The 22,852-nt window shown below is 56.1% G+C and carries 23 protein-coding genes; 13 read left to right on the top strand and 10 right to left on the bottom strand.

Going from position 1 to position 22,852, the window contains the following annotated elements:
- Positions 1–60 precede the first annotated feature (60 nt).
- Complete coding sequence (gene nhaB / locus ACOT0L_RS06115; RefSeq protein ID WP_045308313.1) at positions 61–1,599, top strand: Na(+)/H(+) antiporter NhaB; 1,539 nt, start codon at positions 61–63, stop codon at positions 1,597–1,599.
- A gap of 46 nt (positions 1,600–1,645) precedes the next feature.
- Positions 1,646–2,176: a disulfide bond formation protein DsbB gene (gene dsbB, locus ACOT0L_RS06110; RefSeq protein WP_032622423.1), complete on the top strand. Its 531-nt coding sequence runs from the start codon at positions 1,646–1,648 to the stop codon at positions 2,174–2,176.
- A 99-nt stretch (positions 2,177–2,275) separates the two neighbouring features.
- On the opposite strand, the gene ACOT0L_RS06105 is transcribed toward dsbB, so the two are convergent.
- From ACOT0L_RS06105 to ACOT0L_RS06095, 3 genes are all read right to left on the bottom strand, one after another.
- Positions 2,276–2,716 carry a YcgN family cysteine cluster protein gene (locus ACOT0L_RS06105; protein ID WP_022648432.1) on the bottom strand — a complete coding sequence of 147 codons (441 nt, stop codon included), beginning with the start codon at positions 2,714–2,716 and terminating at the stop codon, positions 2,276–2,278.
- Between the two features lie 93 nt (positions 2,717–2,809).
- Positions 2,810–3,469, bottom strand: coding sequence for a fumarylacetoacetate hydrolase family protein (locus ACOT0L_RS06100; protein ID WP_022648433.1), 660 nt, complete (start codon positions 3,467–3,469; stop codon positions 2,810–2,812).
- A 47-nt stretch (positions 3,470–3,516) separates the two neighbouring features.
- Positions 3,517–3,792 (bottom strand): YcgL domain-containing protein, encoded by a 276-nt coding sequence (locus ACOT0L_RS06095; protein WP_126502898.1) that lies wholly within the window; start codon positions 3,790–3,792, stop codon positions 3,517–3,519.
- A gap of 123 nt (positions 3,793–3,915) precedes the next feature.
- Between ACOT0L_RS06095 and minC the strand changes: the two genes are divergently transcribed.
- The 3 genes from minC to minE are packed head-to-tail and all read left to right on the top strand — an operon-like array spanning position 3,916 to position 5,728.
- Complete coding sequence (gene minC, locus ACOT0L_RS06090; RefSeq protein WP_023300345.1) at positions 3,916–4,623, top strand: septum site-determining protein MinC; 708 nt, start codon at positions 3,916–3,918, stop codon at positions 4,621–4,623.
- Positions 4,624–4,645: 22 nt separating this feature from the next.
- On the top strand, positions 4,646–5,458 hold the full coding sequence (gene minD / locus ACOT0L_RS06085; RefSeq protein WP_003859938.1) for a septum site-determining protein MinD: 813 nt from the start codon (positions 4,646–4,648) through the stop codon (positions 5,456–5,458).
- 3 nt (positions 5,459–5,461) lie between these two features.
- Entirely contained in the window at positions 5,462–5,728 is a 267-nt protein-coding gene (gene minE, locus ACOT0L_RS06080; protein ID WP_003859937.1) for a cell division topological specificity factor MinE, read from the top strand.
- An 86-nt stretch (positions 5,729–5,814) separates the two neighbouring features.
- Here minE and rnd read toward each other — a convergent pair whose 3' ends face one another.
- From rnd to ACOT0L_RS06055, 5 genes are all read right to left on the bottom strand, one after another.
- Complete coding sequence (gene rnd, locus ACOT0L_RS06075; RefSeq protein WP_123059168.1) at positions 5,815–6,930, bottom strand: ribonuclease D; 1,116 nt, start codon at positions 6,928–6,930, stop codon at positions 5,815–5,817.
- A gap of 83 nt (positions 6,931–7,013) precedes the next feature.
- On the bottom strand, positions 7,014–8,699 hold the full coding sequence (fadD, locus tag ACOT0L_RS06070) for a long-chain-fatty-acid--CoA ligase FadD (RefSeq protein WP_074132809.1): 1,686 nt from the start codon (positions 8,697–8,699) through the stop codon (positions 7,014–7,016).
- Between the two features lie 203 nt (positions 8,700–8,902).
- Positions 8,903–9,484: a Slp family lipoprotein gene (locus tag ACOT0L_RS06065; RefSeq protein ID WP_023306470.1), complete on the bottom strand. Its 582-nt coding sequence runs from the start codon at positions 9,482–9,484 to the stop codon at positions 8,903–8,905.
- 37 nt (positions 9,485–9,521) lie between these two features.
- Entirely contained in the window at positions 9,522–10,217 is a 696-nt protein-coding gene (gene tsaB, locus ACOT0L_RS06060) for a tRNA (adenosine(37)-N6)-threonylcarbamoyltransferase complex dimerization subunit type 1 TsaB (RefSeq protein ID WP_023300348.1), read from the bottom strand.
- Between the two features lie 66 nt (positions 10,218–10,283).
- Positions 10,284–12,194 (bottom strand): ATP-dependent DNA helicase, encoded by a 1,911-nt coding sequence (locus ACOT0L_RS06055; protein ID WP_023303884.1) that lies wholly within the window; start codon positions 12,192–12,194, stop codon positions 10,284–10,286.
- A gap of 133 nt (positions 12,195–12,327) precedes the next feature.
- Here ACOT0L_RS06055 and ACOT0L_RS06050 point away from each other — a divergent pair, with 133 nt between their 5' ends.
- The gene (locus tag ACOT0L_RS06050; RefSeq protein WP_022648440.1) at positions 12,328–12,672 is read left to right on the top strand and encodes a RidA family protein; all 345 of its coding nucleotides are present in this window, start codon (positions 12,328–12,330) and stop codon (positions 12,670–12,672) included.
- A 6-nt stretch (positions 12,673–12,678) separates the two neighbouring features.
- On the opposite strand, the gene ACOT0L_RS06045 is transcribed toward ACOT0L_RS06050, so the two are convergent.
- Positions 12,679–12,858, bottom strand: a complete 180-nt coding sequence (locus tag ACOT0L_RS06045) for a YoaH family protein (RefSeq protein WP_022648441.1) — start codon at positions 12,856–12,858, stop codon at positions 12,679–12,681.
- 61 nt (positions 12,859–12,919) lie between these two features.
- Between ACOT0L_RS06045 and pabB the strand changes: the two genes are divergently transcribed.
- The 4 genes from pabB to ACOT0L_RS06025 all read left to right on the top strand — a co-directional run bounded on the left by pabB (position 12,920) and on the right by ACOT0L_RS06025 (position 18,106).
- Entirely contained in the window at positions 12,920–14,254 is a 1,335-nt protein-coding gene (gene pabB, locus ACOT0L_RS06040; RefSeq protein WP_032622420.1) for an aminodeoxychorismate synthase component 1, read from the top strand.
- Positions 14,251–14,829, top strand: coding sequence for a CoA pyrophosphatase (locus ACOT0L_RS06035; protein WP_022648443.1), 579 nt, complete (start codon positions 14,251–14,253; stop codon positions 14,827–14,829). The genes pabB and ACOT0L_RS06035 overlap by 4 nt, the downstream gene beginning before the upstream one ends.
- Positions 14,830–15,012: 183 nt before the next feature.
- A complete protein-coding gene (gene sdaA / locus ACOT0L_RS06030; protein WP_022648444.1) occupies positions 15,013–16,377 on the top strand; it encodes an L-serine ammonia-lyase in 1,365 nt (454 codons plus the stop codon).
- 130 nt (positions 16,378–16,507) lie between these two features.
- Positions 16,508–18,106 carry an EAL domain-containing protein gene (locus ACOT0L_RS06025; protein ID WP_126502899.1) on the top strand — a complete coding sequence of 533 codons (1,599 nt, stop codon included), beginning with the start codon at positions 16,508–16,510 and terminating at the stop codon, positions 18,104–18,106.
- Positions 18,107–18,112: 6 nt separating this feature from the next.
- Here ACOT0L_RS06025 and yoaE read toward each other — a convergent pair whose 3' ends face one another.
- Entirely contained in the window at positions 18,113–19,672 is a 1,560-nt protein-coding gene (yoaE, locus tag ACOT0L_RS06020; protein WP_023300354.1) for a CNNM family cation transport protein YoaE, read from the bottom strand.
- Positions 19,673–20,135: 463 nt separating this feature from the next.
- On the opposite strand from yoaE, the gene manX reads away from it, so the two are divergent.
- From manX to ACOT0L_RS06005, 3 genes are read left to right on the top strand one after another with little or no spacing between them, the layout of a single operon-like run.
- Positions 20,136–21,098: a PTS mannose transporter subunit IIAB gene (gene manX / locus ACOT0L_RS06015; RefSeq protein ID WP_022651434.1), complete on the top strand. Its 963-nt coding sequence runs from the start codon at positions 20,136–20,138 to the stop codon at positions 21,096–21,098.
- A 47-nt stretch (positions 21,099–21,145) separates the two neighbouring features.
- Complete coding sequence (manY, locus tag ACOT0L_RS06010) at positions 21,146–21,946, top strand: PTS mannose transporter subunit IIC (RefSeq protein ID WP_022648448.1); 801 nt, start codon at positions 21,146–21,148, stop codon at positions 21,944–21,946.
- Positions 21,947–21,958: 12 nt separating this feature from the next.
- Positions 21,959–22,810 carry a PTS mannose transporter subunit IID gene (locus ACOT0L_RS06005; RefSeq protein ID WP_006810994.1) on the top strand — a complete coding sequence of 284 codons (852 nt, stop codon included), beginning with the start codon at positions 21,959–21,961 and terminating at the stop codon, positions 22,808–22,810.
- Positions 22,811–22,852: the final 42 nt, after the last annotated feature.

Raw genomic sequence — 22,852 nt, 5'->3', positions numbered from 1 at the left:
CGCCGCCGTTTTTGCGTATACTGATGTCTTGTCTTATTTGACGGGGAAAGGACGTCTGTCGTGGAAATTTCATTTGGGCGCGCGCTGTGGCGCAACTTTTTAGGTCAGTCACCTGACTGGTACAAACTCACTCTACTGGTATTCCTGGTCGTTAATCCCGTTATCTTTTTGCTGGATCCCTTCGTTGCCGGGTGGATGTTGGTCGCCGAGTTTATCTTTACCCTGGCGATGGCATTGAAGTGCTATCCGCTGCTGCCCGGCGGGCTGCTGGCGCTGGAAGCCGTGGTCATTGGAATGACCAGCGCGGAGCATGTTAAAAACGAGATTGCGTCGAATCTTGAAGTCCTGCTACTGCTGATCTTCATGGTGGCGGGGATCTACTTTATGAAGCAGCTTCTGCTGTTTATCTTCACCCGTCTGCTGCTGAGCATTCCGTCGAAAACGCTGCTCTCGCTGGCGTTTTGCCTTGCCGCGGCTTTCCTCTCTGCCTTCCTGGATGCGCTGACGGTTGTGGCGGTGGTGATCAGCGTCGCCGTCGGCTTTTACGGTATTTACCACCGGGTCGCCTCGTCTCGTCCTGGCGATAACTTACAGGACGACAGCCACGTTGAGGCGCACAACCGCGATGTGCTCGAGCAGTTCCGCGCGTTTCTGCGCAGCCTGATGATGCATGCGGGCGTGGGGACGGCGCTGGGCGGCGTGATGACAATGGTTGGAGAGCCGCAAAACCTGATTATCGCCAAAGCGGCTGAGTGGCATTTTGGCGAATTTTTCCTGCGCATGGCGCCGGTCAGCGTGCCCGTTTTGATCTGCGGCTTAGCGACCTGCGTGCTGGTCGAAAAATTCAACCTTTTTGGGTATGGCGCGAAGTTGCCCGATCAGGTCCGTCAGGAGCTGCATAAGTTTGACGAGCAGAGCCGCAAACAACGCACGCGCCAGGAGACGCTGCGCCTGATTGCACAGGGCATCATCGGCGTGTGGCTTATCGCTGCGCTGGCCTTCCACCTTGCCGAGGTGGGGCTGATTGGTCTGTCGGTAATTATTCTGGCAACCAGCCTGAGCGGCGTCACGGACGAACATGCTATCGGAAAAGCCTTTACCGAAGCGCTGCCGTTTACCGCCCTGCTGGCGGTGTTTTTCGCCGTCGTGGCGGTGATTATTGACCAACATCTGTTCGCGCCAATCATCGCGTTTGTGCTTCAGGCCACGCCAGATTCGCAGCTAACGCTGTTCTATTTGTTTAACGGTCTGTTGTCTTCTATATCCGATAACGTCTTTGTCGGGACGGTATACATCAATGAGGCCAAAGCCGCGATGGAGCAAGGGATTGTCAGCAGTGAACAGTTCGAGCTGCTGGCGGTGGCGATCAACACTGGAACCAACCTCCCCTCCGTGGCAACCCCGAACGGTCAGGCGGCCTTCCTCTTCCTGCTGACCTCGGCGCTGGCGCCACTCATACGACTTTCTTATGGAAGAATGGTCTGGATGGCGCTGCCGTACACGCTGGTGCTTACCCTTGTTGGTTTGCTGTGCATCAAAATTACTCTCGTTCCCTGTACGCAATGGTTGTTGCAAGCAGGTATACTTGCGGCGCATTAAAATTCGTTTACACTGCGCTGTCTAAGCATGTTCCAGGGAAATGATTATGTTGCGATTTTTGAACCAGTGCTCACGCGGTCGCGGAGCGTGGTTGTTGATGGCCCTGACCGCCTTTGCGCTGGAAATGGTCGCGCTGTGGTTTCAGCATGTAATGGGGCTGAAACCTTGCGTCCTGTGTATTTATGAGCGTTGTGCGCTGTTCGGCATTATGGGCGCGGGTCTGGTAGGTGCGATTGCACCTAAAACACCGTTACGCTATGCCGCAATTGCCATCTGGCTGTACAGCGCCGGGAAAGGGATTGCGCTTGCCTGGGAGCACACCCAGATGCAGCTTCACCCGTCGCCGTTTATGACCTGCGACTTTGCCGCCCGCTTCCCGAGCTGGCTGCCGCTGGATAAATGGCTGCCGCAGGTGTTTGTGGCCTCCGGTGACTGCTCTGTACGCCAGTGGGAGTTTCTGACGCTGGAGATGCCGCAGTGGCTGGTGGGCATTTTTGTCGCCTACTTCGTGGTAGCGCTGCTGGTGCTGATTGCCCAGCCGTTCAAGCCAAAGAAACGCGATCTTTTTGGAAGGTAAAAGCAAAACGGCAACGTCAGTTTTGTAGGTCGGGTAAGCGCAGCGCCACCCGACAAAATTGCGCACAATAAAAAACCCGCCTCGGCGGGTTTTTTATTATCACCGATTAGGGTGATTCATAATGTGGTCTTCCCAGTCCTGCACCTCGGACTCTTTCACCGCAATGTGGCGCACGGAAATACGCTCGCCGTGCATCGCCGCTTTCGACCCCGTCAACAGCGGATGCCATGTGGGCAGATCTTTACCTTCCGCCAGCAGGCGATACGCGCAGGTATGCGGCAGCCACTCAAAGGTCGGCAGATTTTCACGGGTTAACTTGATGCAGTCCGGCTCATAGTCGAAACGGCGCTCGTAGTTGCGGCACTGGCAGGTTTTGATGTTTAACTGCTTGCAGGCTACGTTGGTGAAATAGATCTCGTCCGAATCTTCATCCATCAGCTTATGCAGGCAGCACTGCCCACAGCCGTCACACAACGATTCCCACTCCGCGTCGGTCATGTCGTCGAGAGTTTTGCTTTGCCAGAAAGGAATGTCGTTCATCGGGATGTCCACACGTCAAAATAGAGCGCACCTTATAACGAGTCTGGCACGTTGATGCAAGTTTTGCCGCCCTTTTCAGGCGGCAAGGTGCTTTTACAGCACGCGGGTTTTCAGCGACAGGCCGTTAAAACTGACGTCCAGCTCGTCGCCACTGTGCAGCGGCCCCACACCTTCCGGAGTGCCGGTAAGGATCACGTCGCCGGGTTTCAGGGTGAAGAAGCGGCTCATGTAGGCAATCAGCGGAACGATCTTATGGATCATGTCAGCGGTCGTCCCCTGCTGGCGGATCTCGCCGTTGACCTTCAGGCTGAGGGGCGTATTCTGTGGATCGTCGGTAAATTCACTCACCGGAACGAAACCGGAAATCGGGCATGAATTGTCAAAGCCCTTGGCTTTTTCCCACGGCTGCCCCGCTTTCTTCATTTTGCTCTGGACGTCGCGCAGGGTCAGGTCGAGCGCGACACCGTAACCCGCAATCGCTTTCTCTACATGCTCTTCGGTCGCCTGGCGCAGCGTCGCGCCGATCAGCACCGCCAGCTCCACTTCATGATGCACCGAGCCCAGCCCCTGCGGCAGAACCAGCGGCTGGCGAATATCGCACAGTGCAGTTTCTGGCTTAATAAACAGAACCGGCTCATCCGGCACGGCGCTGCCCATCTCCTGAATATGTTTTGCATAGTTGCTGCCCACGCAGATCACTTTGCTGACGGGATAATCCAGTAATGCACCTTGCCAGTTATGATGTTGATACATGGTCGACCCCTAATCGGTTGATGAGTTGTTCCCGGAATGACCCGGGCTTATTTCTTTCCGCTCACCTCAAGATGCTGTTTTAATAAATTCTCCGGTGGCGGCGGAAGCTGTAAATAATAGCCCTGCTCGGTTAACGCCTTTTTGACTTTCTCCAGATCGGCGTTCACCAGCTTCTTACGGCCGTCCAGCGGCAGCAGCATCGCCAGCTGCGGTCGGCTAAAGCTTTTCATTAATTCCTCAGGCACGCGGGAAAAATCGTCTTTCTTTTCGACATAAAGGTAGGTCTGGTCGCGGCTGGTACTTCTGTAGATCACACAAAACATGTTTTTACTCTGAATTAATGGGTGGTTGCTTGCCTCAATATACTCCTGACTATAACATGCCTGATACTCTTCGGAATATCGCGGCGATGTGTTGCGGTTAATAGCAAATTGAGTAAGGCCAGGATGTCAAATACGCCCATCGAGCTTAAAGGCAGTAGCTTCACCTTATCAGTGGTTCATTTGCATGATGCAAAACCCGAGGTTATTCGTCAGGCGTTAGAAGACAAAATCGCGCAGGCTCCCGCTTTTCTTAAGCATGCTCCTGTTGTCGTCAATGTAAGCGACCTTGAGGGGCCGGTTAACTGGAAGCGACTCCAGCAGGCCGTCGTCTCCACGGGGTTGCGCATCGTGGGTATAAGCGGCTGTAAAGACGCAGAGTTAAAAGCCGAAATTGAACGCGCGGGTTTGCCCTTGTTAAACGAGGGTAGAGAAAAATCCCCGCGCGCAACGCCTGCAACCGTTCCCGCTCCCCCGCCTTCGGCGCAAAATGTAGCCCCAGTCACAAAAACGCGATTGATTGATCTGCCGGTTCGTTCCGGTCAGCGCATTTATGCGCCAAACTGTGATCTGATTGTTACAAGCCACGTCAGTGCGGGCGCAGAACTGATTGCAGACGGCAATATTCACGTTTACGGTATGATGCGTGGGCGTGCGCTTGCGGGCGCCAGCGGCGATCGAGAAGCACAAATTTTTTGTACTCACCTGACGGCAGAACTGGTGTCTATCGCAGGTGAATATTGGCTGAGCGATAAAATCCCAGCCGAATTTTATGGCAAAGCGGCTCGTCTGCAGCTGGCAGATAACGCTTTGACCGTTCAACCGTTAAATTGATCCCTTTTAACAAGGAATTTCTATGGCACGCATTATTGTTGTGACTTCGGGTAAAGGAGGCGTTGGCAAGACCACCTCCAGCGCGGCCATCGCTACTGGTTTGGCCCAGAAGGGAAAGAAAACCGTCGTAATCGACTTCGATATCGGTCTGCGTAACCTGGACCTGATCATGGGTTGCGAGCGTCGCGTGGTGTATGACTTCGTGAACGTCATTCAGGGCGATGCCACGCTTAACCAGGCGCTAATTAAAGATAAGCGTACCGAGAACCTCTACATTCTCCCGGCGTCCCAGACCCGTGATAAAGACGCGCTGACCCGTGAAGGCGTGGAAAAGGTGCTCGACGATCTGAAAAAGATGGAGTTCGACTTCGTGGTCTGCGACTCCCCGGCCGGTATCGAAACCGGCGCGCTGATGGCGCTCTACTTCGCGGATGAAGCCATCATCACTACTAACCCGGAAGTCTCGTCAGTACGTGACTCCGACCGTATTCTCGGCATTCTGGCCTCGAAATCTCGTCGCGCGGAAAATGGCCAGGAGCCGATCAAAGAGCACCTTCTGCTGACCCGCTACAACCCGGGTCGGGTGAACAAAGGTGACATGCTGAGCATGGAAGACGTGCTGGAGATCCTGCGCATCAAACTGGTTGGCGTGATCCCGGAAGATCAGTCCGTATTGCGCGCCTCTAACCAGGGCGAGCCCGTGATCCTGGATACACAGGCAGACGCGGGTAAAGCGTATGCGGATACCGTTGACCGTCTGCTGGGAGAAGAACGTCCTTTCCGCTTCATTGAAGAAGAGAAGAAAGGTTTCCTCAAACGCCTGTTCGGAGGATAAGTTATGGCATTACTGGACTTTTTTCTCTCGCGGAAAAAAAGCACCGCCAACATCGCAAAAGAACGTCTGCAAATCATTGTGGCGGAACGTCGTCGTAGCGACGCCGAACCGCACTACCTGCCGCAGCTGCGCAAAGACATTCTGGAAGTGATCTGCAAATACGTGCAGATTGACCCGGAAATGGTCACCGTTCAGCTGGAGCAAAAAGACGGGGATATTTCGATTCTGGAGCTGAACGTGACGCTTCCGGAAGCGGAAGAGTCGCGTTAATCCGTTTGTGGTTTTGTAGGCCGGGCAAGCATCGTACCGCCCGGCAATTTCCCCGGTGGCGCGACGCTTACCGGGGCTACAATTCTTTAGCGCGGATACCCTTCCAGCAGGGTATTCAGGCGTTCAGCCATCAGTTCCCCCCGCCATCCGGCGACCAGTTCAGGTAAACCATTTTGCGGTTTCAACTTCCAGTGCCAGTTCAGCAGCTGGTTAATCTGACGACGTGAAGCCAGCAGTTCGGCACTCAGTTTGCTTTCCCCCGCCACCGTCTGCACCAGCGCTTTGATATCTTTGAACGCCTTGCGGTAGCCCGGCATATCCATCAGGTTAAGCAGTGGTTCTGGCAGTGCGTCCTCCGGCAGCTGCTGAGCTTTCTCTACCAGCGCGAGCAGCGTTTTACCGTGGAAACGGATCTCACTCCCGGAAAGGCCAATGCTGTCCAGTTCGCCAAGGCTACCCGGCATATAGCGCGCCACCGCCCACAGGTGTTCTTCACGCACCACGAAGTTAACCGCCAGATCGCGCTCACGCGCTTTACGCAGCCGCCAGTCAGCCAGCAGTTGCAGACAGGCCAGTTGACGGGTGCGCAGCTGCCAGGCGTTAGTGATGTCACGCCAGGCCTCTTTCGGATCAACCACTTCCTGACGACGCTGCTGCGTCATGCGGCACTCGTCCAGGGCGGCAGACAGCCAACCGGACGCCTCAGCCTCTTTCATAAGCTGGCCAGCAATCGGCAGCAGGTAGAATACATCTGCCGCGGCGTATTCAAGCTGACGCGCCGTCAGCGGGCGCGCGAGCCAGTCGGTACGCGATTCGCTCTTATCCAGCGTCAGACCGGTGTACTCTTCCACCATCGCCGCGAAGCCCCAGGAGAGCGGACGACCGCTGAACGCCGCGAGGATCTGGGTATCAATCAGCGGCTGCGGCATGATGCCAAAGGTGTTGAGAAAGACTTCCAGATCTTCACTGCCGGCGTGCAGATATTTGGTCACGGCGGTATCAAGCAACAGCTCGCGCATTGGCGCCCAGTCGGTAATGCCGAGGGGGTCAATCAACGACACGTGTTTGCCGTCATACATCTGGATCAGGCCCAGCTGCGGGTAGTACGTGCGGGTACGGACAAATTCCGTATCCAGGGCGATAGCGGGGAAATCACGCGTCACCTCGCACAGCGAAGCCAGCTCGTCGTTGGTAGTGATCATCTGGTAATTCAAATCGGACTCTCTTTTGTTTGCGCCCATAAAAAACGCCGGCTTAACCGGCGTCTGGGCGATTAACGTGAAGCTCAGGCCTTATTGTCCACTTTGGCACGGGCTTCGTCACGTAATTCTCGTCGTAATATCTTCCCGACGTTGGATTTCGGCAGCTCATCGCGGAATTCCACCAGCTTCGGCACTTTATAGCCCGTCAGCTGCCGGCGACAAAACGTTATCAGCGCTTCCTCGGTAAGAGAAGGATCTTTCTTGACCACAAATATCTTCACCGCTTCACCACTGCTGCCGGAAGGAACCCCCACCGCTGCCACTTCCAGCACGCCGCTGTGCTGCATCACCACGTCTTCGATTTCGTTCGGATAGACGTTGAAACCGGATACGAGGATCATGTCTTTCTTGCGATCGACGATACGCAGAAAACCTTCGTCATCCATCACCGCGATGTCGCCGGTGTACAGCCAGCCGTCTTTGATGATCTCATCCGTGGCATCTGGGCGCTGCCAGTAGCCCAGCATCACCTGCGGCCCTCTGACGCACAGCTCGCCCGGTTCGCCGTGAGGCACTTCGTTACCCTCATCGTCCACCAGTTTAGCTTCCGTCGACGGGACCGGCAGACCGATACTGCCGCTGTGGTAGTCGATGTCATGCGGGTTGACGCTGACCAGCGGGGCGCACTCCGTCAGACCATAGCCTTCCAGCAGATACTGTCCGGTGAGTTTTACCCAGCGCTCGGCAACCGCCTGCTGAACCGGCATCCCGCCGCCCGCAGAAAGATGCAGCGTGGAGAAATCGAGCTGCTGGAACTCTTTATTGTTAAGCAGCGCGTTAAACAGGGTGTTCACGCCGGTCATGGCGGTGAACGGGTATTTCGCCAGCTCTTTAACCAGCCCCGGAATGTCGCGCGGGTTGGTGATCAATACGTTTTGACCGCCAAGCTCGATAAACAGCAGGCAGTTCATGGTCAGCGCAAAAATGTGATACAGCGGAAGCGCGGTGATCACAAGCTCCTTGCCCGGGTGCAGCAGTGGCCCGTAGGTGGCGTTCACCTGTTCAAGGTTCGCCAGCATATTACGATGGGTCAGCATCGCCCCTTTAGCCACGCCGGTGGTACCGCCGGTGTATTGCAGGAACGCCAGATCTTCTGACACGATCTCCGGCTTAACGTACTGCATCCGGTAGCCCGCATGCAGCGCGCGGCGGAAGGAGATGGCATCCGGCAGGTGGTATTTCGGCACCAGCCGCTTAACGTATTTCACGACAAAGTTGACCAGCGTACCTTTCGCGGTAGAGAGCTGGTCGCCCATGCGCGTCAGGATGACGTGCTTAACCTGGGTTCTTTCAGCGACTTTTTCCAGCGTGTGGGCAAAGTTGGAGACAATCACAATCGCCGCCGCACCGCTGTCATTCAACTGATGTTCCAGCTCGCGTGGGGTATAGAGCGGGTTAACGTTAACCACAATCATCCCCGCCCTGAGGATCCCGAACAGCGCCACCGGGTATTGCAGCAGGTTTGGCATCATCAGCGCGACGCGGTCCCCTTTCTGCAAGCCCAACCCTTCCTGTAAATAGGCCGCAAACGCCCGGCTGCGCTCTTCCAGCTTACGGAAAGTCATCACTTCGCCCATATTCACAAATGCGGGCTGGTCAGCGTAGCGCCGTACCGAGTGTTCAAATAATTCAATCAGGGATTGATAACGGTCAGGATTGATCTCCGCAGGGACATCCGCGGGATAACGGTTAAGCCAAACCTTTTTCAATGCATCACCTCTGAAATGAGTGTTCGTCGTCATCACAGCCCCGATAATAAACAGTTTGTTAACATTATATTAACTCAGCGTACCAGTTTATTAATTGTTCAGATTGCAGGTTGCGAAGCGCGTCACTCTTTTTTTTCGTTTTATCCGTAAAAAAACAGAGACAGCGGCTGAGCCGCTGTCTCTTTCCTAACAATAACAGTAAGTTACTCAGTTACGATTGTTTGAACCTGTGCAGGGCCTGGATTGTACCAACCCCAGCCACCGTAGCCGTAACGATACGGATGTGGACCCCACATCCACGGATCGATTGGCTGTGGCGGCATCACCACCTGCTGGGTGATACGCCAGCGTTTGTAACCGTTCACCTGCATGGTCATAAATTTGTATGGTGTATTGCCGATTTTCCCCGCCACTGAACCGGTAATCGGACCGACGACGGTCACCAGCTGCCCGCGGAAATCTACCGGATCGAGGAAGCCGCTGACGTCAGCGTAGATCCGCCCGCGCGAGGCTTCACCCAGAACAGGCCGTGCGCCGCTGTCCAGTGGAACGGTGGCAATCTCCAGCCGGGTTTTCCCCTGCTGGTTTAGCACTTCAACCACCTTGCCGCCAAAGCGCGCTTCCTGCCCGACATACAGCTCCGGAGCATTCATCACGCGTACCAGATCCTGCTGTGGCGTCGGGCTGGTGCCCTTGATCGCATCAGGAACGGTGACGCACCCGCTCAGTGCTATGGCAACCGCGCCTGCCATAAAAAAGCGTACAACTTTAGTCTGAACCGCCATGATGCGACTCCTTTTTCTCAGTTCCTGTTACTGAGATTCACTCGCGGCCAGGAAGTTTCTTCCATGCGACGGTGTTTCGTAAATAAACCGGCTCGGCGTGTTCAACGGCCACGGTTTTTCCTGCGGCAAGCTGCTGACAGGCAACAGGCAACATATCTTCGGCGGCAGGCAGGAGCATGTTACCATCCACCAGCGTAAGGCCGGTGTCCTTCGCCATCTCAGGCCATGCCGGCCAGCCGGTTCCGACCGTCGCCCACTCACCGGTGAGCTGTTTCAGGCGCTCGGTGACGGCTTCAGGTTTAAGCACGGCTTCCGACTCTTCGCCGTGCCAGACGCCGTTTTCGTCACGGGTGTACTCCGCCCAGTAGACTTCACCCATGCGGGCATCAATCGCGGCCAGCACGCGGCTGGCGCCGGTCATGCGCCAGGCACCCTGAGCCATGGTCGCAAGCGTTGAAACGCCGATCATCGGCAGGTCAGCGCCCAGCGCCAGCCCCTGCGCAATGCCAATCCCGATACGTACGCCCGTAAAGCTGCCCGGGCCACGGCCGTAGGCCAGCGCGTCGAGGTCAGTCAGGGCGGTGTTGCCCTCGGTTAAAATGGTTTTTACCAGGGGCAGAATACGTTGGGTGTGTTCCCGTGGGCACTCTTCGAAATGAGCAAAAGTCGTACCGTCGTTCCACAGGGCAACGGAACAGGCCTCTGTCGCGGTATCAATAGCCAGAATTCGCATCAGTCGTCGCGCTCTCGCAATGGTCAGTCACAAAATGGCGCGCATCTTAACACACTCCGGGAAGAATTACTCCGCCGTCGGGTTCGCCAGGAAGCGGACCGCGCGTTTAATATCCCGTGTGCGCGGCGCAGGCGGCAGGCTGGCGAGGAAGGTGGCGCCGTAGGGGCGCATCACCAGGCGATTGTCGCAGATCACCAGCACTCCGCGGTCGGTGACGTCGCGTATCAGTCGCCCTACCCCCTGTTTAAGCGTGATAACCGCGTCCGGCAACTGGACGTCGTCGAACGGATCGCCCCCGCGCAGACGGCAGTCCTCCATGCGTGCTTTCAGGAGCGGATCGTCCGGCGATGTGAATGGCAGCTTATCGATAATCACCAGCGAGAGCGTATCGCCGCGCACGTCCACCCCTTCCCAGAAGCTGCTGGTCGCCACCAGCAGGGCATTACCGGCGCTGACAAACTGCTGGAGCAGCTGGCCTTTGCTGGTTTCCCCCTGCAACAGCACCGGCAACGTCATGGTCGCGCGGAACTGCTCGGCCAGATCGCGCATCATGGCGTGAGAGGTGCAGAGCATAAAGCAGCGTCCGTTGTTGGCCTCAATCATCGGCTTTAGCATGGCCGCCAGATGGCGCGCCGCCCCTGGCTGGTTAGGCAGCGGCAGATTGCGTGGCACGCACAGCAGCGCCTGTTTCTCATAGTCGAACGGGCTTGGGAGGAGTAAGGATTCAGCCTGCTCAATGCCGAGACGCTCGGTAAAGTGGTGCAGATCGTCGTTGACCGACAGCGTGGCCGAGGTAAAGACCCAGGTGCCGGGCTTTTGCGCCATCACCTCTTTGAATTTATCGGCAACGGTCAGCGGCGTGAGCGCCAGGGTAAAGTGGCGCGAGGTACATTCATACCAGTAGCTGTAGCCCGGCTGGTTGATCTCTTTCAGCCGCTTCAGCCGCCCACGGTAGAGCGTGGCCCGCTCGAAGGCGGCGTCCAGCAGCGCTGAACGTCCGAGGGACAGCTTCGCCACGTCGTAACAGAGTTCAAGGGCATCATCGAGCAGCAGCAGCGCGCGCTGGATATTTTTGTCCGCGAGCAGTTCGCGCAGGTTGCCGCGATAGCCCGGCTCGCCAAGCTGTAAGCGGAAATCCTGTGCGCATTGCGCCAGGCGGTCCGCGCACTTCTGCAACTGCTGGGTATCTTTGAGCTCGGTGCGATAGGCAATGGTAATATCTTTCGCCAGATCCTGAAGCTGACGGCTGGAGAGCGACTGGCCAAAATACTGGCTGGCGATGTCCGGTAGCTGATGGGCTTCATCGAAGATCATCACCTCCGCCTCCGGGATCAGCTCGCCGAAACCACTGTCCTTGACCACCATATCCGCAAGAAACAGGTGATGGTTCACCACCACCACGTCGGCGTCCATCGCCGTTTTACGCGCTTTCACCACAAAGCAGTCTTTATACAGCGGGCAGTCGCTGCCGAGGCAGTTGTCGTTGGTGCTGGTCACCAGCGGCCAGGCCGGGGAGTCTTCCGGCACGCTCGCGCAGGTGCTGATGTCCCCCTCCTCCGTCTGGTTGGCCCAGGCGCGCAGGACGATCACATCGCTGAGTGTTTGTACCGGCAGGTCACCGCCCGCCAGTGCCTGCTGTTCGAGACGCTCCAGACACAGATAGTTAGAACGCCCTTTCAGCAAGGCCAGACGCCCTTTGTATTTCAGCGCTTTCGCCACCGTGGGTAAATCGCGGCTGTAGAGCTGATCCTGGAGCGCTTTTGATCCCGTAGAGATGATCACCTTTTTTTTCGCCCGCAACGCAGGAGCGAGGTAAGCGTAGGTTTTCCCCGTACCGGTGCCGGCCTCCACAACCAGCGGCTGCGCCTTGTCGATGGCGTGCGCGACGGCATGCGCCATCTGACGTTGGGGTTCGCGCGGTTTAAAACCGGGAATTGCCTGTGCTAACTGACCTTCAGGGGAAAAATCGTCTGCCACGGTGTTCTCTCACTGTATTTTTGCACAGGGATTATGTCAGCCCCTTCTCTCCGGTGCCACCCCAAATAGTGACGACGGCGGAACAATATGGCAGTCTTGCCGCCTGACGATGAAAGATAACGAGGATACGTTTATGACAATTACGCGCATTGATGCCGAAGCCCGCTGGTCTGATGTGGTGATCCACAACCAGACGCTGTACTACACCGGTGTCCCTGCCAATCTGGACGCCGACGCCTTCGAGCAAACCGCTAACACCCTGGCGCAGATCGACGCCGTACTGGAAAAACAGGGCAGCGATAAATCCCGCATTCTGGACGCGACGATTTTCCTGGCGAATAAAGACGACTTCGCGGAGATGAATAAAGCCTGGGATGCGTGGGTAGTGGCGGGTCACGCGCCTGTACGCTGCACCGTACAGGCCACGCTGATGAAACCGGAGTATAAGGTGGAGATTAAGATTATCGCGGCAGTTTAAGCCCGGTTATTCATCTTCATCTTCAAATCGCGCCACTATCCGCTCGCCGGTATGACTGGCGCGAATTTCCTGAGCGACGACGGTGATCGCTTCTCCGCTGCTCATACCCTGGCCCATCAGTTCCTGAATCCGCTCTACCGCTTTCTGCTGTTGGTCATGACTGAGAGAAGGTAAACCTGCAAACATCGTTAACTCCTGCTAAATTATTCGCGCTAATTATTTCACGCTACCCGGTAGTATGCCATACATGAACATGCGCTTCCCCACTGTTATGACCTTACCCTGGCGTGCAGACGCCGCCGAGTTCTGGTTTGCCCGTCTGAGCCACCTTCCTTTTGCCATGCTGCTGCACTCCGGGCATGCGGATCACCCCTATAGCCGCTTTGATATTCTGGTGGCCGACCCGGTTAAAACGCTGACTACCGATGCGCTGTCACCCACGGACGATCCGCTGATGCGGCTTCAGAACGAGATCCATGCTCTGGGCTTATCTGCCACGCCGGATCCGGATCTGCCTTTCCAGGGGGGCGCGCTGGGCCTGTTTGGTTACGATTTGGGTCGCCGTTTCGAAAAGCTGCCCGAGCATGCGCAGGCGGATATTTCCCTGCCGGATATGGCGGTCGGGCTGTATGACTGGGCGCTAATCGTGGATCACCGTAAGCAGACGGTTTCCCTGCTTAGCCACCGAGACGTGCAGGCGCGTCTGGCCTGGCTTGAGGCGCAACGGCCCGCCACAGCGGAACACTTTATGCTGACCTCTGGCTGGCACTCGAACATGAGCGCGGCGGAATATGCGGAAAAATTCTCTCGCGTGCAGGCGTATCTTCACAGCGGCGACTGTTATCAGGTCAACCTTGCCCAGCGTTTCCAGGCGGCGTACCGGGGAGACGAATGGCAGGCATTTACCCGCCTCAATGCCAGCAATAAGGCCCCGTTTAGCGCATTTTTACGCCTTGAACACGGCGCCATCCTCAGCCTTTCGCCTGAGCGTTTTATTCATCTGGCTGACGGTATTATTCAGACCCGCCCGATCAAGGGCACCCTGCCGCGCCTTGCCGATGCTAACGCCGACCGCCAGCAGGCGGAGACGCTGGCGGCCTCGCCGAAAGATCGCGCTGAAAACCTGATGATTGTCGATCTGATGCGCAATGATATTGGCCGCGTCGCCGAGCCGGGCAGCGTGCGCGTGCCGGAGCTGTTCGTTGTGGAACCTTTCCCGGCGGTGCATCATCTGGTCAGTACTATCACTGCACGCCTGCCGGCCTCGCGAACCGCCTGCGATCTGCTCCGCGCCGCGTTTCCGGGCGGCTCCATCACCGGCGCGCCGAAGGTCCGCGCGATGGAGATTATCGACGAACTGGAACCGCATCGCCGCAACGCCTGGTGCGGCAGCATCGGCTATGTGAGCCTGTGCGGAACCATGGATACCAGCATCACTATTCGCACCCTGACGGCCTGCGACGGTAACCTTTACTGTTCCGCAGGCGGCGGCATTGTAGCCGACAGCCAGGCCGGGGCGGAATATCAGGAAACCTTTGATAAAGTGAATCGTATCCTGAAACAACTGGAGAACTCACGTTGAAGAAAGACAACCTGACGCTGGATGATTTTCTGTCGCGTTTTCAGCTTCTGCGGCCTCAGGTTAACCGCGCCGCGCTGAATCAACGTCAGGCGGCGGTGCTGATCCCGGTCGTGCGTCGTGAACAGCCGGGTCTGTTGCTTACCCAGCGCTCACCGCATATGCGAAAACACGCCGGTCAGGTTGCGTTTCCGGGCGGCGCGGTGGACAGCACCGATGCTTCCCTGATTGCCGCCGCGCTGCGCGAAGCGCATGAGGAGGTGGCGATCCCCCCGGAGGCGGTCGAGGTGATTGGCGTGCTGCCGCCAGTGGACAGCGTAACCGGTTTTCAGGTTACGCCGGTCGTCGGCATTATTCCGCCCGATCTTCAGTATCACGCCAGCGTCGATGAAGTTTCAGCGGTGTTCGAAATGCCGCTTGAAGAGGCCCTTCGTCTGGGCCGCTATCATCCTCTGGATATTCACCGCCGCGGGCACGATCATCGGGTCTGGCTGTCGTGGTATCAGCATTATTTTGTCTGGGGCATGACGGCAGGCATCATTCGTGAGCTTGCACTACAAATCGGCCTGAAGCCTTGACTATACTTTACATTCCACCCTTTTCTGGCAGGTTTGCGATCGGCGTCGCGCTATTAGCTAAACCATCGTTAACCATTAGTTTAATTCATGTGAATAGTTAAGCCGAGGTTAGTGTTCCCTCTTACACTATGCGCAGTTATAACATCGTTACTGGAACCCCAGTACCCTGTCAGGAGTGTGAAAGTGATTAGTATATTCGACATGTTCAAAGTGGGGATTGGTCCATCTTCTTCCCACACTGTAGGGCCGATGAAGGCCGGTAAACAGTTCGTCGATGATCTGGTCGAAAAAGGATTACTGGAAAGCGTTACCCGTGTCGCCGTAGACGTTTACGGTTCACTGTCATTAACGGGTAAAGGCCACCACACCGATATCGCCATTATTATGGGTCTGGCGGGCAATATGCCGGACACAGTTGATATTGATGCCATTCCGGCATTTATCCGCGACGTGGAAACGCGCGGTCGTCTGCTGCTGGCTAACGGTCAGCACGAAGTGGACTTCCCGCAGGATGACGGGATGCGTTTTCGTAGCGACAACCTGCCGCTGCATGAAAACGGTATGACCATCCACGCCTGGAGCGGCGAAAAAGAGATCTACAGTAAAACCTACTACTCCATCGGCGGCGGCTTTATCGTTGACGAAGAACACTTTGGCAAAGAGAGCGCGGGCGATGTGAATGTGCCCTATCCGTTTAAATCTGCCACCGAGATGTTGGCCTATTGCAAAGAGACCGGTCTCTCCCTCTCCGGCATGGTGATGCAGAACGAACTGGCGCTGCACAGCAAGAAAGAGATCGAAGACTATTTTGCTAACGTGTGGCAAACCATGCGCGCCTGTATTGACCGCGGGATGAACACCGAGGGGGTTCTGCCTGGGCCACTGCGTGTGCCACGTCGTGCCTCTGCGCTTCGCCGTATGCTGGTCACCACCGACAAATTCTCCAATGATCCAATGAATGTGGTTGACTGGGTGAACATGTTTGCGCTGGCGGTTAACGAAGAGAACGCAGCGGGTGGTCGCGTGGTGACGGCGCCAACCAACGGCGCGTGCGGTATCGTTCCGGCGGTGTTGGCCTACTACGATCACTTTATTGAGCCCGTGACACCGGAGATCTATATCCGTTATTTCCTCGCGGCAGGCGCTATCGGCGCGCTGTACAAGATGAATGCCTCCATCTCCGGTGCCGAAGTAGGCTGTCAGGGTGAAGTGGGCGTGGCCTGCTCTATGGCGGCGGCCGGTCTGGCGGAACTGCTGGGCGCAAGCCCTGAGCAGGTGTGCGTGGCGGCGGAAATCGGCATGGAGCACAACCTCGGTCTGACCTGTGACCCGGTTGCCGGCCAGGTGCAAGTACCGTGCATTGAGCGTAACGCCATCGCCTCCGTCAAAGCGATCAACGCCTCGCGTATGGCGATGCGCCGTACCAGCGAGCCACGCGTGTCACTGGATAAGGTTATTGAAACCATGTACGAAACCGGCAAGGACATGAACGCGAAGTACCGTGAGACTTCGCGCGGCGGTCTGGCCATTAAGGTGCAGTGCGACTAAACCTTCCTTTTCGCCCATCTGCAACAGATGGGCGAATTTTCCCACCGCCTCTCGTCGCTTCACGTATTCCCCACTACACTGTCACTGTTGCGTCTGGCTTTTCCGGCCGGTGCTTATCAGGCGACTGTTCATGCAAACTGCACAAACGATCATTAAAGACTATCGCCGAAAACGCGTTATCGTCTGTGTTACGGTTGCGCTCGTTACGCTCGTCCTGACGCTGGGCATTCGCTTTATTTCACAGCGCAACATTAATCAGGATCGGATCCACGACTTTACTCACCACACAGTGCGTGCGCTTGATAAGGTGCTTCTTGCGTTAGAAACCCAGCGTGAAACTCTACGTTTTCTGGTTGATATGCCCTGCGCTGAAGCGAATCCGATTCTGCGAAAACAGGCGGCGATCCTCCAGACCGTGCGCTCCATCGCCCTCGTCAAAGACGGAATACTGTATTGCTCGAGCGTATTTGGCAGCCGAAATATGCCCGTCAGTGACATTGAGCCGATGCTTCCGTCCAGTGAACCCAGGCTGATCTTGTTGACCGATCGGTGGCTGTTAAAGGGCAGTCCGGTACTGATTCAGTGGTCACCCCTTGCGGGCGACGGCAGTGACGGGTTGATGGAGGTAGTGAATATCGATCTCATCACCAAAATGATTCTGGAGCCACAGCGGCCACAAATCACCGACGTGGTCCTGAGAGTAGGCGATAATTTTCTCCGCGACGGGCAGCAGGTGACGAATACGCCGACCTTCGATGAACACGCCTCCCTGCTGGAACAGTCTTCACAGCACTACCCTTTCAGCGTCACGGTCAGCGGCCCTGGGGCAGGCCAAATGGCATTGAAAAATCTGCCTACCCAGCTACCGCTGGCGTTGATGCTCAGTTTACTGATGGGCTATATCGCCTGGCTTGCCACGGCGCGACGCATAAGTTTCACCTGGGAAATTAATATGGGGATTGCTGCCCGGGAGTTTGAACTCTTCTGCCAGCCGCTGGTAAACGCCCGCACCCGGGAATGCGTTGGCGTCGAGATCCTCCTGCGCTGGAACAACCCGCGTCAGGGCTGGATTTCTCCCGATGTCTTTATCCCCCTGGCTGAAGAACATAGCCTGATTGTTCCGCTTACCCGCTACGTCATCAGCGAAACGGTGCGGCAGATAGGCTTTTTCCCGGCCTCACGGGATTTCCATATTGGCATCAACGTGGCCGCCAGCCATTTTCGCCGCGCTGCGCTGATCCGGGATCTCAACCGCATCTGGTTTAAGGCGAACCCTGTTCAAAAGTTGATTGTAGAGTTAACCGAACGCGATGCGTTGCTCGATGTGGATTACCGCATCGTGCGGGAGCTGCATCGCAAAGGGGTGCAGCTTGCGATTGATGATTTTGGTACGGGCAATAGTTCTCTTTCGTGGCTTGAAAAACTTCACCCGGACGTGCTGAAAATTGATAAATCCTTCACCACCGCGATCGGCACCGACGCCGTGAACTCAACGGTAACGGATATTATTATTGCGCTGGGCCAGCGGTTGAATATTGAACTGGTTGCAGAAGGGGTTGAAACCGAGGAGCAGTCACGCTATTTGCGCCGCCACAGCGTACATATTTTACAGGGGTACTTGTATGCGCGGCCGATGCCGCTGCGGGAGTTTCCGAAATGGCTGGCGGAAAGTAACCCTCCGCCAGCCCGTCACAACGGACACATCGTGCCTTTATTGCCGTTACGCTAGATAGCGTTACTCTTCTTCGTCGTGTACAGAGTGCTCTTTAACAATACGAACCATATCAACGCGATAGTCGTTGGCTTCAACGATGGTAATTTGCAGCGGCGGCAGCTCAAGCACATCACCGATACGCGGGATCTGCCCGTTAACGGCAATCACCAGCCCCGCTACCGTGGCGATGTCTTCATCGTCATTGACCACGTTTTCGACGCCCAGCGTGTGCGAGAGCGCGTGCAGGTCGGTGGTGCCTTTCACCAGCCAGCCGTCACCGTCGGCAACGATTTCTGGCGTTTCATCCGCATCAGGGAATTCACCGGCAATGGCTTCCAGCACGTCCAGCGGCGTTACCAGACCTTGTACCACACCAAATTCGTTGGTGACGATAACAAAGCTCCCGCGAGCACGACGCAACACGCCCAGCAGGTTAATCGGATCCAGCGTCTCCGGCACCACGATGGCAGGCGACGCGGCCGCTACGGCCTCGACGTTGACGCCCTCTTCCAGCGCCACGAGCATCTCTTTCGCGCGCACCACACCGATGATCTCATCCAGCTCGCCCCGACAGACCGGGAACAGGCTGTGCGGCGAGGAGAGCAGCTGCTGGCGAATTTCGTCGACGCTCAGGTTGGCGTCCACCCAGCTGATTTCACCGCGCGGCGTCATAATGCCGCGCAGGGAGCGGGAGGCCAGCGAAAGCACGCCGTTGATCATGTAGCGTTCTTCTTCCACAAACGCGCCTTCCGGCACCGGAACCGGGTTACGGTTCTCGTTATCCGCCTGCACGTTCACCTGACGACGCCCGCCCATCAGGCGCAGGATCGCATCGGCGGTACGCGCGCGCAGCGGCTGATTCGACTGCTGCTTAATGAAGTTACGGCGCGCAATCTGGTTAAACAGCTCGATCAGAATCGAGAAGCCAATCGCGGCGTACAGGTAGCCTTTCGGTATATGGAAACCAAAACCTTCTGCCACCAGGCTCAGACCAATCATCAACAGGAAACTCAGACACAGCACGACGACCGTCGGATGTTGGTTGACGAAACGCGTCAGCGGTTTCGACGCCAGCAGCATTACCGCCATCGCAATCACAACCGCCGCCATCATCACCGGCAGATGGTTCACCATGCCAACCGCTGTAATCACCGCATCCAGTGAGAAGACCGCATCAAGCACCACAATCTGCAGGACCACCACCCAGAAGCTGGCATACCCCTTACCGTGGCCATCATCATGCTGCCGGTTCTCCAGCCGTTCATGCAGTTCTGTTGTAGCTTTGAACAGCAGGAAAAGCCCCCCCACCAGCATGATTAAATCGCGGCCGGAGAAGGTGAAATCCATGACGGTGAACAGAGGCTTAGTCAGCGTAACCATCCACGAGATCACGGACAGCAGGCCCAGTCGCATGATCAGCGCCAGCGAGAGGCCGATCAGACGGGCTTTATCACGCTGTTTCGGCGGCAGCTTATCCGCAAGGATGGCAATAAACACTAGGTTATCAATACCGAGAACGATCTCCAGCACGACCAGCGTAAGCAAGCCTACCCAGATTGACGGGTCCATTAAGAATTCCATGACACGCTCCTGCTAAAGGAATGACAAAACGGTGCCCCGCTAATTTCGGGCATTTCAAAGGGAATGGGGGTCGATGCGTGGCGAAGGTCGCCGGTGAATAAGGCGCGGGATGGCCTGGAAGATGACTGACGTCGGTGACGGTCCATATAGTGGGCTGTAGCCCTATACTCCTGAATAATTAAACGGACGCTAAACATATCAGAGACAATGGGTTTTTAGCAAAGATTTACGTTCCTTTGCAAACTTCTGTAACACACGTGGTTTATCTTACAGAAAAATCTGTAAGGCGTAGCTAAATTACGGATCTTCATCACATAAATTATTTTTTCACTATCTAAAATAATTCGCGGAAGTCTTGGTTTTTTAGAACTCTAACCCTTATCTGAATCGATTCGGTTCGCCAATACGATTCTCAGTACGCCTGCCTGGCAGACGTATAAATGATAATAATAGGAGGTAGCAAGTGACCATTGCTATTGTCATAGGCACACATGGTTGGGCTGCGGAGCAGTTACTCAAAACGGCAGAAATGCTGTTGGGCGAGCAGGAAAACGTCGGCTGGATCGATTTCGTTCCCGGTGAAAACGCCGAGACGCTGATTGAAAAGTACACTGCTCAGCTTGAGAAGCTGGATACCAGCAAAGGCGTGCTGTTTCTCGTGGATACATGGGGCGGCAGCCCGTTCAACGCTGCCAGCCGCATTGTTGTCGATAAAGAGCATTATGAAGTCGTCGCCGGGGTGAATATCCCAATGTTGGTGGAAACCTTCATGGCGCGTGACGACAACCCAGGCTTTGACGAGCTGGTGGCGCTGGCGGTGGAAACCGGTCGCGAAGGCGTGAAGGCGCTGAAAGCACAGCCGGTTGAAAAACCTGCCCCTGCCCCTGCTGCACCAAAAGCCGCGGCACCGGCGAAGCCAATGGGTCCCAACGATTACATGGTTATCGGCCTTGCGCGTATTGATGACCGTCTGATCCACGGCCAGGTGGCGACGCGCTGGACCAAAGAGACCAACGTACAACGCATCATCGTGGTCAGTGACGAAGTGGCCGCCGACACTGTCCGTAAAACCCTTCTTACCCAGGTTGCACCGCCGGGCGTCACCGCGCACGTCGTGGATGTCGCCAAAATGATCCGCGTTTACAACAACCCGAAATATGCGGGCGAACGCGTGATGCTTCTGTTCACCAACCCGACAGACGTTGAACGCATTGTTGAAGGCGGCGTGAAAATCACCTCCGTTAACATTGGCGGTATGGCTTTCCGTCAGGGCAAAACGCAGGTCAACAACGCGATTTCAGTGGATGCGAAAGATATCGAGGCCTTCAACAAGCTGAATGCACGCGGTATCGAGCTGGAAGCCCGTAAGGTTTCCACGGATCAGAAACTGAAAATGATGGATTTGATCGGCAAAGTGGGGAAATAAGCCCGGGCCGGTTTTTCATATAGAGCTTATGTAATAGGAGAAGTGCAATGGAGATTACTACTCTTCAGATTGTGCTGGTGTTCATCGTCGCGTGTATTGCGGGTATGGAGTCCGTACTTGATGAATTTCAGTTCCACCGCCCTCTGGTGGCCTGTACGTTGATTGGCGCCGTTCTCGGTGACATGAAAACCGGTATCATCATCGGTGGTACCCTGGAAATGATCGCCCTCGGCTGGATGAACATCGGTGCGGCAGTTGCGCCAGATGCCGCGCTGGCGTCCATTATTTCGACCGTTCTGGTTATCGCCGGTCATCAGAGTATCGGTGCCGGTATCGCGCTGGCCATTCCACTGGCCGCGGCAGGCCAGGTGCTGACCATCATTGTTCGTACCATCACCGTTGCCTTCCAGCACGCGGCGGATAAGGCGGCCGATAACGGCAACCTGACAGCGCTCTCCTGGATCCACGTCTCGTCCCTGTTCCTGCAGGCGATGCGTATCGCTATTCCGGCCGTTATCGTGGCGATTTCCGTTGGGACCAGTGAAGTTCAAAGTATGCTGAACGCCATACCAGAAGTGGTCACCGGCGGTCTGAATATCGCGGGCGGTATGATTGTGGTCGTAGGTTACGCGATGGTCATCAACATGATGCGCGCAGGCTATCTGATGCCGTTCTTCTACCTTGGCTTCGTTACCGCTGCATTCACCAACTTCAACCTGGTTGCGCTGGGTGTGATTGGTGCGGTGATGGCGATTCTTTATATCCAGCTCAGCCCGAAATACAACCGTGTCGCGGGTGCCCCTGCGCAGGCTGCTGGTAACAACGATCTCGATAACGAACTGGACTAACAGGTGAGCGAAATGGTTGATATGACAAAAACTACCACTGAGAAAAAACTCACTCCGGGTGATATTCGTGGCGTGTTCATCCGTTCTAACCTGTTTCAGGGTTCATGGAACTTCGAACGTATGCAGGCGCTCGGCTTCTGCTTCTCCATGGTGCCGGCAATCAAACGCCTGTATCCGGAAAACAACGAAGCACGCCGTCAGGCAATTAAGCGTCACCTGGAATTCTTCAACACTCACCCTTACGTAGCGGCGCCTGTTCTGGGCGTAACGCTGGCGATGGAAGAGCAGCGTGCAAACGGGGCTGAGATCGACGATGGTGCTATCAACGGTATCAAAGTCGGTCTGATGGGGCCGCTGGCAGGCGTGGGCGACCCGATCTTCTGGGGTACCGTGCGTCCGGTCTTTGCGGCACTGGGCGCCGGGATCGCCATGAGCGGCAGTCTGCTTGGTCCCCTGCTGTTCTTTATCCTGTTCAACGCGGTGCGTCTGCTGACCCGCTACTACGGCGTGGCATACGGTTACCGTAAAGGGGTGGATATCGTTAAGGATATGGGCGGCGGCTTCCTGCAAAAACTGACTGAGGGGGCGTCAATCCTCGGCCTGTTTGTAATGGGGGCTTTGGTTAACAAGTGGACGCACGTGAACATCCCGCTGGTGGTATCGACGATCACCGGTCAGGATGGTCAGACGCGCGTCACCACCGTGCAGACCATTCTGGACCAGCTGATGCCTGGCCTGGTACCGCTGCTGTTAACCTTCGCCTGTATGTGGCTGCTGCGTAAGAAAGTGAACCCGCTTTGGATCATCGTTGGCTTCTTCGTCATCGGTATCGCGGGCTACGCCGTCGGCCTGCTGGGTCTGTAATAAAATGCGTTACCGACCGGGGGCTTGCCCCCGGTCTTTTTA

The organism is Enterobacter cloacae complex sp. XAL002, from assembly GCF_049236805.1.
In the GTDB taxonomy this organism is placed as follows: Bacteria; Pseudomonadota; Gammaproteobacteria; order Enterobacterales; family Enterobacteriaceae; genus Enterobacter; species Enterobacter intestinihominis.
The sequence above is the reverse complement of the archived record's forward strand: the minus strand, read 5'-3'. Positions and strand labels throughout refer to the sequence as shown.

Bases quoted from the DNA above. Each gene is read 5' to 3' on its own strand.
- tsaB (WP_023300348.1), bottom strand. From the start codon at position 10,217: ATGCGAATTCTGGCTATTGATACCGCGACAGAGGCCTGTTCCGTTGCC.
- minD (WP_003859938.1), top strand. From the start codon at position 4,646: ATGGCACGCATTATTGTTGTGACTTCGGGTAAAGGAGGCGTTGGCAAG.
- ACOT0L_RS06005 (WP_006810994.1), top strand. From the start codon at position 21,959: ATGGTTGATATGACAAAAACTACCACTGAGAAAAAACTCACTCCGGGT.
- ACOT0L_RS06100 (WP_022648433.1), bottom strand. From the start codon at position 3,469: ATGTATCAACATCATAACTGGCAAGGTGCATTACTGGATTATCCCGTC.
- manY (WP_022648448.1), top strand. From the start codon at position 21,146: ATGGAGATTACTACTCTTCAGATTGTGCTGGTGTTCATCGTCGCGTGT.
- dsbB (WP_032622423.1), top strand. From the start codon at position 1,646: ATGTTGCGATTTTTGAACCAGTGCTCACGCGGTCGCGGAGCGTGGTTG.
- yoaE (WP_023300354.1), bottom strand. From the start codon at position 19,672: ATGGAATTCTTAATGGACCCGTCAATCTGGGTAGGCTTGCTTACGCTG.
- ACOT0L_RS06045 (WP_022648441.1), bottom strand. From the start codon at position 12,858: ATGTTTGCAGGTTTACCTTCTCTCAGTCATGACCAACAGCAGAAAGCG.
- ACOT0L_RS06095 (WP_126502898.1), bottom strand. From the start codon at position 3,792: ATGTTTTGTGTGATCTACAGAAGTACCAGCCGCGACCAGACCTACCTT.
- ACOT0L_RS06105 (WP_022648432.1), bottom strand. From the start codon at position 2,716: ATGAACGACATTCCTTTCTGGCAAAGCAAAACTCTCGACGACATGACC.
- ACOT0L_RS06050 (WP_022648440.1), top strand. From the start codon at position 12,328: ATGACAATTACGCGCATTGATGCCGAAGCCCGCTGGTCTGATGTGGTG.
- ACOT0L_RS06065 (WP_023306470.1), bottom strand. From the start codon at position 9,484: ATGGCGGTTCAGACTAAAGTTGTACGCTTTTTTATGGCAGGCGCGGTT.
- minE (WP_003859937.1), top strand. From the start codon at position 5,462: ATGGCATTACTGGACTTTTTTCTCTCGCGGAAAAAAAGCACCGCCAAC.
- minC (WP_023300345.1), top strand. From the start codon at position 3,916: ATGTCAAATACGCCCATCGAGCTTAAAGGCAGTAGCTTCACCTTATCA.
- pabB (WP_032622420.1), top strand. From the start codon at position 12,920: ATGAACATGCGCTTCCCCACTGTTATGACCTTACCCTGGCGTGCAGAC.
- ACOT0L_RS06025 (WP_126502899.1), top strand. From the start codon at position 16,508: ATGCAAACTGCACAAACGATCATTAAAGACTATCGCCGAAAACGCGTT.
- rnd (WP_123059168.1), bottom strand. From the start codon at position 6,930: ATGATCACTACCAACGACGAGCTGGCTTCGCTGTGCGAGGTGACGCGT.